Annotated in this window: 10 protein-coding genes; all 10 read left to right on the plus strand. The window is 33.6% G+C overall.

Features of this window, described 5'->3' with window-relative positions; genetic code table 11:
• Window positions 1–161: 161 nt before the first annotated feature.
• The 10 genes from ulaG to TMATH_RS01795 all read left to right on the plus strand — a co-directional run bounded on the left by ulaG (window position 162) and on the right by TMATH_RS01795 (window position 12145).
• Window positions 162–1226 (plus strand): L-ascorbate 6-phosphate lactonase, encoded by a 1065-nt coding sequence (gene ulaG / locus TMATH_RS01750; RefSeq protein WP_013149744.1) that lies wholly within the window; start codon window positions 162–164, stop codon window positions 1224–1226.
• 293 nt (window positions 1227–1519) lie between these two features.
• Window positions 1520–1723, plus strand: a complete 204-nt coding sequence (locus tag TMATH_RS01755) for a hypothetical protein (protein ID WP_232192601.1) — start codon at window positions 1520–1522, stop codon at window positions 1721–1723.
• Window positions 1724–2173: 450 nt separating this feature from the next.
• On the plus strand, window positions 2174–2368 hold the full coding sequence (locus tag TMATH_RS01760) for a hypothetical protein (protein ID WP_013149745.1): 195 nt from the start codon (window positions 2174–2176) through the stop codon (window positions 2366–2368).
• A 505-nt stretch (window positions 2369–2873) separates the two neighbouring features.
• Window positions 2874–4043 (plus strand): iron-containing alcohol dehydrogenase, encoded by a 1170-nt coding sequence (locus tag TMATH_RS01765; protein WP_013149746.1) that lies wholly within the window; start codon window positions 2874–2876, stop codon window positions 4041–4043.
• A 167-nt stretch (window positions 4044–4210) separates the two neighbouring features.
• The gene (locus tag TMATH_RS01770) at window positions 4211–6736 is read left to right on the plus strand and encodes a transglycosylase domain-containing protein (protein ID WP_013149747.1); all 2526 of its coding nucleotides are present in this window, start codon (window positions 4211–4213) and stop codon (window positions 6734–6736) included.
• Window positions 6737–6954: 218 nt separating this feature from the next.
• On the plus strand, window positions 6955–8118 hold the full coding sequence (locus tag TMATH_RS01775) for a M28 family metallopeptidase (RefSeq protein ID WP_013149748.1): 1164 nt from the start codon (window positions 6955–6957) through the stop codon (window positions 8116–8118).
• A 327-nt stretch (window positions 8119–8445) separates the two neighbouring features.
• Window positions 8446–9030 (plus strand): TetR/AcrR family transcriptional regulator, encoded by a 585-nt coding sequence (locus TMATH_RS01780; RefSeq protein ID WP_012994427.1) that lies wholly within the window; start codon window positions 8446–8448, stop codon window positions 9028–9030.
• Window positions 9031–9079: 49 nt separating this feature from the next.
• Window positions 9080–10078 (plus strand): acyl-CoA dehydratase activase-related protein, encoded by a 999-nt coding sequence (locus TMATH_RS01785; protein ID WP_012994428.1) that lies wholly within the window; start codon window positions 9080–9082, stop codon window positions 10076–10078.
• Entirely contained in the window at window positions 10079–11176 is a 1098-nt protein-coding gene (locus TMATH_RS01790) for an acyl-CoA dehydratase activase-related protein (RefSeq protein ID WP_013149749.1), read from the plus strand. It begins immediately after the preceding gene.
• A 6-nt stretch (window positions 11177–11182) separates the two neighbouring features.
• Entirely contained in the window at window positions 11183–12145 is a 963-nt protein-coding gene (locus TMATH_RS01795) for an acyl-CoA dehydratase activase (RefSeq protein WP_012994430.1), read from the plus strand.
• Window positions 12146–12151 lie beyond the last annotated feature (6 nt).

Below are 12151 nucleotides of genomic sequence, written 5' to 3' on the forward strand. Positions count from 1 at the left end.
TGGTGGCGAAATAACAATGAAAGATTCTGAGCTTAGGTTATTTTATTCAAGAAATGGGATTTCGCTTCTTAGTATACTGGTGGCGTTTCCATTATATATATTCACTTTTAATGTATAACAAAATAAACAAAATCAAGTATTTAGAAAGGATGTGTTTCTAGATGACTAAAATAGAAGAGATTACAAGAGAAACGTGGATATTAAATACTTTTCCTGAATGGGGTACATGGCTTAATGAAGAAATAGAAGAAGAAGTAGTCCAACCTAATACTTTTGCTATGTGGTGGCTAGGGTGTGCTGGTATTTGGATTAAAACTGAAAATGGCACGAATATCTGCATTGATTTTTGGGTGGGGAGTGGTAAAAGGACAAAAACAAAGCAATATATGGATGCACATCATCAAATGGCTAGGATGACAGGGGGTAGGAAATTACAACCCAATCTTAGGAACGTACCAGTTGTTTTAGATCCATTCGCAATTAGAAAAATTGACGCTGTGTTGGCAACGCATGATCACAGTGATCATATTGATATAAATGTTGCAGCAGCTATTATTAAAAATTGTGATGATTCTGTTCCTTTTATAGGCCCAAAGACTTGCGCTGACCTCTGGATTAGTTGGGGAGTACCTAAAGAACGATGTATTATTGTAAAACCGGGTGATGCAATTAAAATTAAGGACGTTGAAATATTAGCACTTGAATCTTTTGATCGGACAGCTGCAATCACAGCGCCGAAAGGAATTACTTTAAAAGGCAGACTACTTGATGATCTTAATAAAAAAGCTGTAAATTATCTTGTTAAAACTCCAGGAGGGAATATTTATCACAGTGGTGATTCACATTATTCTAATTATTATGCAAAACACGGAAATGATCACCAAATTGATGTAGCATTAGCATCGTTTGGGGAAAATCCAAGAGGAGTTACAGACAAAATGACGGCATGTGATGTGTTGAGAATGGCAGAAGCATTAAATACAAAAGTTATAATTCCTGTTCATTATGATATTTGGACTAACTTTCAGGCAGATCCCAAAGAAATAAGTGTTCTATACGAAATGAAGAAAAATAGATTGCAATATAAATTCAAACCTTTTATCTGGCAAGTAGGAGGCAAATTTGTATATCCGGACGATAAAGATAAAATTGAATATCATTACCCTCGCGGTTTTGATGATTGTTTTACAAATGAGCCAGATTTGCCCTATATTTTTTACTTATAATTGACAAATATATAGAAATATATTAAAATATAAAAATTTTTTAATTATATAAACAAAAACATTTTTTAGATATTATTCGAGAGTTTCCAGAAACTATAGTTTTACAGATGATAAAGTCCTTGGGTATTTTTGTGTTGGTTCTTTGCCAAGAGTTTGGGTGGGTATTTTTCTGAATGCCCGCCTTTTAGTTTTAACTAGAATATAATGAGACAAAGGAGGAACCGTCCCCTTTGTCTGATTTGTCTGCAGAGCCAGATTTTTGAATGCAAGAGAGAGCCAAAGCAGTTGAGAAAGTGTCTAAGTTTGTTGGAATACCTTACAGTTGGAGGGTAGATAAAAGCGATGATGAAAACTTGTATTGCTCAAAAGTTACATGGGCCGTATATTATAAAAAGGCATCAGGAATAGATATAGAGGGCAATGGAGGCTTTGGGTATTGCCAATTGACAATCTTTATTTCAAAAGAAACAGAGGTGTTTGAATATTCTAATTCGTAAGGCAGGTAATTAACCTGCTTTAAAAGTTGTAAAAGCGAGTAAATTTAATGGAGATTGATTAACATAAAGACTATATTTTTGTATAGTTTTTACATAAAAATAAAAAAACTATACAAAAATATAGTAGACATTGGGAAAATATCGCTGTAAAATGAAAGTAAAGAAATCAATTCGCTAAAGAATTGATCAAAAAATACTTAATATTAAGGGTAGGAAAAAATTGATAAAAAGTTAGTTTCATTGCTTCTAGTTGTATTATTTCTTACTTTCCATCTTTTAACTTTGCTTTTGCCGATGATTTAAATAACGTAAAAGATATGACAATGAAATCAAAACTTGAATTATTACAAAAAAAATATAACATAGTTAGGAATTTGAATTTGTAGCATAAGGCAAGATAGTATAATTGCTTTCTAAAAGAATATTTTTGGAGTTAGGAGGATTTAATAATTGGAATTAAGAAAAAGATTGTTAAAAATTGTTGGAATAATATTTACTATAATTGGCTTATTTAGCATTATTGTAATTATTAAATCTATTATATCTATGGATATGAAATTTTTTGCAAATATAGTAAATATATTAGATATATTTGTTTCTCTATTATTTTTGTATATAGGATATATAATTTTAAGATATAGTTAAAAGCAAATCATAGAAATCCTAGTTAAAAAAATGAGAAAAAGGTAGTTTAATTACCTGCCTTTTTTATGTTTGCTAAACCTATAATTATGAGAGAGACTATTATAATGCTGCTGCCCGGCGATAGGCTCAAATAAAAAGAAGGAATCATTCCGAGGAATACTATGAGACAAAGTGAGACAAAGGGGACTGAGACAAAGGGGACGGTTCCTCTTGTCTGAATTTTTCGGATGAAAGGAACCATCCCCTTTGTCTTATACAAAACAATTTGCAAAACAAGTCGTCGATATAATTAAAAAAATGATTATGGAAGAATGGTTTGCTAAACATCGGATAAAATTGAGGATTGCAATTTATAATTATTAACAAAAATTTCCTTATTTTCATATTTCATTATTTTCTCCCTTTGTGTTATAATTTTCTAAAGGACATTTTTATTAATGTGTTTTGACATCTTGATAACTTCACATATGGCAACACGATAAAAAACTTTCAGGGGAGTGGTTTTATGGAGAACTTTGTTTTTTCAAGCCCTACAAAAATTATTTTTGGTAAGGGAACAGAACATCAAGTGGGTGAAGAGGTAAAAAATTACAGCAGTAAAGTGCTGCTTTGTTATGGGGGAGGAAGCATAAAGAAGACTGGTTTATATGATAAAGTTGTAGATTCTTTAAAAGAGGCTGGGATTGAGTTTATAGAGCTGTCAGGTGTAAAGCCTAATCCAAGGCTTGGTCTTGTGCAGGAAGGAATAAAATTATGCCGAGAAAACAATATCGATTTTATCTTAGCTGTTGGTGGAGGAAGTGTCATTGACACTGCAAAGGCTATTGCAATGGGTGTACCCTATGATGGCAATGTGTGGGACTTTTTTGTAGGAAAAGCGAAGCTTGAAAGGGCCTTACCTGTAGGTGTAATTTTAACTATTCCTGCAACAGGAAGTGAAGCGAGTGATGCTACAGTTATTACAAATGAAAACGGATGGTACAAAAGAGGATTTCACCATGACTTGATAAGACCTAAGTTTGCAATTATGAATCCAGAGCTTACATATACATTACCCAATTATCAAACGGCCTGTGGTGTTGCAGACATTATGGCACACGTAATGGAAAGGTATTTTACAAATGTCAAAAATGTTGATTTGACTGATAGGCTTTGTGAAGCTACTTTAAAAACTGTTATAAATAATGTGCGTATAGTACTAAAAGATCCCACAAATTATAATGCAAGGGCAGAAATTATGTGGGCTGGTACCATTGCACACAATGACTTACTAAGCACAGGAAGAATAGGAGATTGGGCTTCCCATAAAATTGAACATGAATTAAGTGCTATTTACGATATTGCCCATGGTGCAGGACTTGCGATTGTCTTTCCAGCCTGGATGAAGTACGTATACAAGCATAATATAAATCGCTTTGTACAATTTGCTGTAAGAGTATGGGATGTGGACCTACCTTATGAAAATCTCGAAGATATAGCATTAGAAGGCATAAAGCGCATGACGGAATTTTTTAAAGAGATTGGTCTTCCTGTTACGCTCAAAGAAGCAGGTATTTCTGATGACAGATTTGAAGAGATGGCCAATAAGTGTACAGACAATGGCAACAAAAAGATTGGTAATTTTGTAAAACTAGGAAAGGAAGATGTCATTAATATATATAAATTAGCAAAGTAATCTTTCAAAGAGTCAGTCATTTATTGACTGGCTTTTTTATAGATTTTTATATTTTTTTATTATTAATTAATAATTTGTTACAAATTGGTCATAAAAAATTGATATAATTTGTGATATAATCAATATGGCACAGTAGAAATTAGTAATTTTTAATATGGGGGATCAATATGAATAATAACGCAAATTTAAAGCGTAGTGAAAGGAAAAAGCATAAAGTAAAGGGGAAAAATAAAAGTACGGCAGTGGTCATTTTAAAGTTTATAATATATGCTGTCATAATTTTAATATTTGCTGGGATTGGGGCAATTGGAGGAAAAGTTTTAGCTATAATTAAAAATACTCCTCCGATTTCGCAAGAGGCTTTAACAGCGCAAAGGCAATCCTCCATTGTGTATGCAAAGGACAGCAATGGTCAGTGGCAGAGAGTTGCAATACTTCATGGTGCTGACAATAGGCTATGGGTTCCTATAGAAAAAATACCTAAAGATTTGCAGAATGCTTTTGTTGCTATAGAAGACCAAAGGTTTTATAAAAATAATTTAGGGATTGATCCTAAAAGAATCATTGGAGCCCTTATTGCTGATATTAAAGCAGGAGGCAAACCAGTTCAAGGAGCAAGTACTATAACACAACAGCTTGTAAAAAATACTATGCTTTCTAGTGAGAAGACGCTCACAAGAAAAATACAAGAGGCTATTCTTGCGTGGCAACTGGAACAAAAATATTCGAAACAGCAAATACTTGAAGCTTATCTCAACACCATATACCTTGGAGGACCTGACGTAAATGCTTATGGCGTTCAAGCAGCAGCATTAGCTTATTTTGGCAAAGATGTAAGCCAGTTAAGTTTAGCCGAGTGTGCTATGATTGCTGGCATTACTAATAACCCGTCACTGTATTCACCTTATGCCAATTTAGAGGCTGCTACAAAAAGACAACATCTTGTTTTACAGAAAATGCTTGAACAAGGTTATATTACTAAAGAACAGTATGATGAAGCAATAGCAGAAAAATTGGAATTTAAGAAAACGGATTTTACCACATATGACCATAAATATTTTATAGACCAAGTTATAAATGATGTAGCAGAGGAATTGTCTAAAAAACTCAGTATTTCTCATGACGAAGCAATAAACAAAATATACAATGGAGGACTCAGAATTTATTCAACAATGGATTTAAAAATACAAAGTTATATTGAAGAAGCTTTTAAAAACCCAGAACTTTTTCCCGTTAATTCAAAGATTAAAGAAGAAGTTCAGGGTGCAATGGTTGTAATGGATTGGAAAACAGGAGAGGTTAAGGGAATTGTTGGAGGACGGGATTCCTCAAATATAGTTAGAGGATTCAATAGGGCAACTCAAGCTTATAGACAACCGGGTTCTTCAATAAAACCTCTGACGGTTTATGGCCCGGCTTTGGAAAGTGGTCTTACAGCAGCAACAGTAGTTGATGATGTTCCAACGAGTTTTGGTAATTGGACCCCTCACAATTATGAAAGTTCTACCTATAGAGGACTTGTAACGTTGAGGGAAGCCTTGACTGATTCCTTAAACGTCCCAGCTGTCAAAGTTGTTGATAGGATAGGTATAGCTACTTCTGCAAACTACGGTAAAAAATTTGGACTTACTATAACTGACAACGACATGTATTTGCCTGCTCTTGCTCTTGGAGGACTTTACAAGGGTATCACGCCTCTTCAGGAGGCTGCTGCTTATGGAGCAATTGCAAATGGGGGAGTATATACAACACCTATTACTTTTACGAAAGTCACAGATTCTGAAGGGAACTTAATTTTAGAAAATAAACCCTTACGACATGTAGTTTTAAGCGAGCAAAGTGCCTATATATTGACAAGCATGATGCAAGACGTTGTAAAATACGGGACAGGTTCTCGTGCAAAACTTCCCAATATGCCTGTTGCTGGCAAAACTGGTACTACTGATAAGTACACTAATGCATGGTTTTCAGGATTTACACCTTATTATGTTGCTACTGTGTGGATGGGGTATGATAACAATTCCATATCACTATACGATAGTAGAACGGGTAGAAACGTAGTAGGAGGCACTTACCCTGCCCAGTTATGGAAGACAGTGATGCTTCAAATACACAAAGATTTGCCATATAAAGATTTTGTAAGACCACCAGGAATTATTTCTGCCACAGTATGTAAAGATTCAGGAGAACTTCCTACAGATTTATGTCATTTGGATCCTAGAGGTGGTAGAGCCTATACTGAAATTTTTGCACAGGGTACTCAGCCTACTACCTATTGCAGTGTTCATGTTGCAGTAAAAATAAATTCTCAAAACGGAAAACTTGCAACTGACTTAACGCCTCCTGACCTAGTAAAAGATGCTGTATTTATAGATCCACCAGGAAGAACACCAGAGCAAAATGCGGTGGCACGAGATGGCAAGTATGTAGTACCGACAGAATATGATGACACAACTTCAATATTGCCAGAAAATAATGAACCTACTAATGAAACTGTGCCGCCTGATAATAGCCAGCAGCCGTCTTCTGATAATAATAACAACAACGCACAGCCTCCTGATGAACAATTACCCAATACACCACCTAATAATAATGGCAATACTCAGACAAATCCTGATAATACACAAGATACCAACTCGAACTCGAATATTTTGCAAAAACTTTTTCCGAACAGAGGAAATGGGAGGCCATAAAAAATTTAAAGCATACTTGAAAGCCTGGCTTTCGAGTATGCTTTTTTTACAAATGTGGTATTATTAAGATAAATGGAGGTCGGATATTAACAATATTTTGAAAGTATAGCTAAAATAGCATATAGGTAAAGCGCTTTATAATGAGTGATAATAAATTGAGCATGTAGCGCAGTAAAAAATACATAATATAAGTATTCTATTGAAAGGGGGCTTTTAATTTGAAAAGTATTTACTATTTAAAAGAATTGACTAAGTTTGGACATAGAGGTTCCGCAACAAAAAATGAAAAGCAAGCTGCAGACTATATTTTAAATGAATTAAAAAAGATGGGTTATAAAGTTGAAATCCAGACTTTTAAAACTACAAGAGATAATCTCTATATGCTTCCTTTACAAGTGGGTGTTTTGCTATTTATTTGCGGCTTATTCTCATTGATGTACGGTAGACCTTTAGAAATAGCAGCATTTTTACTCAGTTTATTTGCAATAAGTCTTTTGCTATTAGAAGTAAGTGGTAAGCCAATTGAAACAAGCATAATGCCAAGGCATTTGTCTCAAAATGTTTTTACAACTTTTGATGAAAGCCGCAGCAAAAGAATAATTGTATCAGCTCATTATGATACGCAAAGAGGAAGTCTTATGTTTCATCCTAAAATTGTAGATAAACTGAGTATTATTTATAACATTTGTTATGTAGGATTTGGGTTAGTTCCTATTGGGATTTTGCTAAAAGCCTTAAAACTTAATGTTATAGCTTATATCTCGTTGTATCTTGGGCTTTTTATTGTTTTTGTAACTGTAATATTTATGGCTATATGTGAAGTGACAGGTAGATACACACAGGGGGCTAATGACAATGGGACAGGGACAGCTCTTACTTTGGCATTGGCTAATTGCTACATAAATAACAAAGATAAATTTCCTGACAATGTGGATGTAATATTCTTGTTTACTGGCAGTGAAGAAGCTGGGGAAAGAGGGATGAAAAATTTTATAAAGAAGTATGGTAAAAAGCTTCCTAAAGATACACAATTTATAATACTTGACAATCTTGGAAGTGGAAAAATTACATATCTTGAGGGAGAAGGAATAGTATTTTATAAAAGAGCGAGTGAATTGTTGTTTGACGTAGCAGAGGACATGGCAAAAGGTCACGCTGACAAAGTTCAAAAGATGAAAAATTTGCTCCTTCCTACAGATGCTCTTCCAGCAATGGCCGCTGGATTTGATGCAATAGCGTTTCTTGCAAAAGATGAAAAGGGCAGACTAGGAAATTACCACTGGTATACAGATACAATAGAAAATGTCGATACAGAACTTTTAGATTATGAAGAAGAATTTTTTAAGGAATATTTGCTTAAAGTAGCCCAAAGATTAAATTGACAAAAAATTAACTTAACTATATTTGGAAAATCGAATATAATCTATATGGAAGGATGAGAAAAGTGGAAGTTGATTTGTATAGTAAAGTAACTATGATAAACTTCGATTGCTGCTTAATTAAATATTTGGCGGTAATCGAAGTTATATTTTTATATATTGTTTATAGTGTTGAAATAATTAGTTAATCAAAGGGAAAAGAATAAAAGATGTATGAGTGTTGGATTGATAAGGAAAGAAGATAAATAAAGAGCATTTTTGTTTTATGGCAAAGATATGTTATAATATGTATGCAAGCAATTACTTGCATACATATTGTGAGGTGTTTTGATGGGCGATTCGGTGAAGGAAAAGATAGTTATGTCTACTTTAAAACTAATTTCTGAAAAAGGATATAAGTCTACAACTACAAAAAATATTGCAGAAGAAGCAGGAGTAAATGAAGTTACAATTTTTAGATGTTTTGGAAGCAAAAAAGATATAGTGCTTTATGCATTAAAAGAGCTAGAATTATTAAAACCTGTAAATGAAAAAATATTGGACAAATGTATATGGAATTTAAAAGAAGACTTAATTATGCTGGCACATGAATATCATAAAAACTTTACAGAGGAAAAGGCTAAAATCATGATGGGTTTAAGGAGTCCAGAGATTTTTGAAGAAGTGAAAGAATATTTGATGAAGATTCCAAAAGGTTTTAAAGAAGTTTTGATAAAATATTTTGAAAAAATGTATGAGAAGGGATTATTAAATACCGATAATTTTGAACTTTTAGCCTTTGCTTTTATGTCGCTGAATTTCGGTTTTATTTTAATGAATGTTTCTTATGGTAACAAGTTAATTGGCTTTGGAGATAGTGAATTTGTCAAAAAAACCATAGAAATTTTTGTAAGGGGAGTAGAAAAGAGTGACTGAAGTGGTTTAAAATATGATATAGGATGTTTTTGGGAGAGGAGAACAAATAATGAAAATTGGTATTCCAAAAGCCTTAATGTATTATTTTTATTATCCATTCTGGAAAACTCTTTTTGAAAGCCTCGGCTTTGAGGTGGTCACATCTGGTGATACTTCAAAGAGTGTTTTAGATGCCGGTGTGAAAGAGGCAGTTGCTGAAATATGTGTACCTATGAAAGTATATACAGGACATATTTTAAACTTGCTAGATAAGAATGTTGATTATATATATATTCCAAGGTTTGTAAGTTTAAGAAGAGGTATTTTTATGTGCCCTAAATTTATGGGATTACCTGATATGATCAAAGGGCTTTTTGATGGCATTGAGGATAAAATTCTAACCCATAGTATAGTAGCAAAGAGTACGGATATAGCGGAATTTCATAATTACACAGTCTTTATTGACAAATTAGGGGTGAGTAGAAGAGATTTAAAAAATGCTTTAAAAAAAGCTCGAAGTAAATGGCTTGAATTTAGAGTTTTAAATAAGCAAGGCTATGATTTAAATGAGCTTTTGACAAATGAAGAACCAAAAAAATATGATGGCGATATTACTATAGGTCTAATTGGTTATGTATATAATGTTTATGATAGATTTGTTAATATGGATTTGCTTAATGTTTTTCGCAAGCTCAACATAAAAGTTGTGACTTTTGATATGATGGAAGAAAAGGTAATACAACGGCAGTTAAAAAAATTTAAAAAGAATATGTTTTGGGAATTTACTAATATGCTTTTAGGTACGGCTTATGAGTTTATGGAAAGAGACGACATTGACGGTATTGTTCATATTACCGCCTTTGGTTGTGGTCCTGATTCAATTCTTGAGCCTTTTTTAATTATAGATTCTGAAAAATATAAAAAACCTTTTATGACTTTAAGGATTGATGAGCAAACAGGTGAAAGTCATATAATTACACGAGTTGAGGCCTTTACTGACCTTATCAAGTTAAAAAAGCATAAAGATTCTGTTATAGCTGAAGAAAAGTCTAAGGAAGGCGTGATTTGAGTGAAGATAACATTTCCCTATATGGGTTCGCCTTATATATATGAAAAATTGTTTAGTTTGCTTGGCCACGAAGTTGTAACGCCACCGAGACCGTCTCAAAAAACGATAAATTATGGTGTAAAATATAGCCCTGAATTTGCTTGTTTTCCTCTAAAAGTTATTTTAGGCACGTATCTTGAAGCTATCGAATTAGGAGCAGATACTATAGTAACTTCTGGCGGGAATGGTCCCTGCAGAGCGGGCTATTATGGAGAAGCTCAAAAGAAAATACTCAAAAATATGGGTTATGACATTGAATTTATAATATTTGACGAACCTAAAAGAGATTTAAAGGGATTTATGGATAATGTGAAAAAAATAAAAGGTAATAATTCTTGGGGAAAAGTTCTCAAAACTGTAAAAACTGTTTACGATATGGCTAAATCTATGGACAAAGTAGAAAAAATTGTTGAAGTTAAAAGAGCTTATGAATGCAATAAAGGTGAATTTACTAAAGCATGGCATGAGATTGCAGAAGAGTATAGGAAGATAAAAACTTCTGAAGATGTGAAAGTTATTGAGGAAAAAGCTATTAAAAGATTAAATAGTATAAAAACTTGTGAAGTTCCGGAAGAAGAAAGAATTAGAATAGGAATAGTGGGAGAAATATATGTGGTTATGGAACCTTCTGTAAATGGCAATATAGAAGAAGTTTTAAATAGTTATGGTGCAGAGGTTGAAAGGTCCCATTATATTTCTGAATGGATTGATTTTAATTTGATACCTTTGCCTTCTTACAAGGAGAAAGAGCACGAGATTTTGAAAAAAGCTGAAAAATACATAGAGATAATAATTGGAGGCCATGCTAAGCAATCTGTCGGTGCAATAATTGATTTTATGGAAAGAGGATTTGATGGAGTTATTCACTTGAAACCCTTTGGATGTTTACCAGAACTTATTTCTCAAAGTGTGATAGATAAAATAATGAGAGAGTATGACTATCCAATTTTGTCACTTTCTGTAGATGAGCAAATGGCGATTGCCAATGTATTAACGAGAATAGAAGCTTTTTTAGATGTTATAAAACTAAAAAAACACAGAAAAAGGATAGCGAGGTAGACAAAAGTGGAGAAAATATATATTGGTGTTGATGTAGGGTCAGTAAGTATAAATGTTGTAGCCATTGATGAAAATAACGAGGTCTTATTCAAGTCGTACGTAAGAAATGTTGGGCAACCAATTGACACTGTAAAGGATGAGCTAGCAAAATTACACAATGAATTGGCAAATAAAGAAATAGGTGGGGTTGGCGTAACTGGAAGTGGTAGACAGCTTCTTGGATATGTCCTTGGTGCCGATGTAGTAAAAAATGAGATCACTGCCCATGCTACTGCTACATTACACTTTCATCCAGATGTTAGTACTATTTTTGAAATTGGTGGACAGGACTCCAAACTTATTATTATAAATGATGGGACAATAGCTGATTTTGCTATGAATACAGTTTGTGCTGCTGGTACAGGGTCGTTTCTTGACCACCAGGCGCAAAGACTCGGAATAAAAATTGAGGAGTTTGGGGAAATTGCGTTGACTGCAAAGCGAGAAGTGAGAATCGCAGGTAGATGTACAGTCTTTGCAGAATCTGATATGATTTCGAAACAGCAATACGGTTTTAGTAAAGCGGAAATATTAAGAGGTCTTTCAAAAGCGCTTGTAAGAAATTATATGAACAACCTTGTAAGAGGAAGAAAATTGAGGCCGGTTTTTGTATTCCAAGGTGGTGTTGCGGCAAATATTGCGATAAAAAAGGCGTTTGAAGAAGAAGTAGGCCATGAAGTAATTGTTCCAAAGTATTACAATGTTATGGGAGCGATAGGTATCGCAATGTTAGCAAAGGATGAAATGAAGCGAACGGGCAATCACACTAGGTTTAAAGGATTTGGGGTTTCAGAGGAAAAGTTTGAGACAACGAGCTTTATTTGCAAAGCTTGTCCTAACGAGTGTGAAATAATACAAATTAAAGCAAATGGCAAAGTAATTGCGATGACGGGCGACAGATGTGGCAGGTGGTCAAACTCTGTTATATAAACATAA

The organism is Thermoanaerobacter mathranii subsp. mathranii str. A3, assembly GCF_000092965.1.
GTDB classification, from domain to species: Bacteria; Bacillota; Thermoanaerobacteria; order Thermoanaerobacterales; family Thermoanaerobacteraceae; genus Thermoanaerobacter; species Thermoanaerobacter thermocopriae.

Excerpts from the sequence above, each read along its gene's own strand:
- ulaG (WP_013149744.1), top strand. The coding sequence starts at position 162 with ATGACTAAAATAGAAGAGATTACAAGAGAAACGTGGATATTAAATACT.
- TMATH_RS01765 (WP_013149746.1), top strand. The coding sequence starts at position 2,874 with ATGGAGAACTTTGTTTTTTCAAGCCCTACAAAAATTATTTTTGGTAAG.
- TMATH_RS01770 (WP_013149747.1), top strand. The coding sequence starts at position 4,211 with ATGAATAATAACGCAAATTTAAAGCGTAGTGAAAGGAAAAAGCATAAA.
- TMATH_RS01780 (WP_012994427.1), top strand. The coding sequence starts at position 8,446 with ATGGGCGATTCGGTGAAGGAAAAGATAGTTATGTCTACTTTAAAACTA.
- TMATH_RS01785 (WP_012994428.1), top strand. The coding sequence starts at position 9,080 with ATGAAAATTGGTATTCCAAAAGCCTTAATGTATTATTTTTATTATCCA.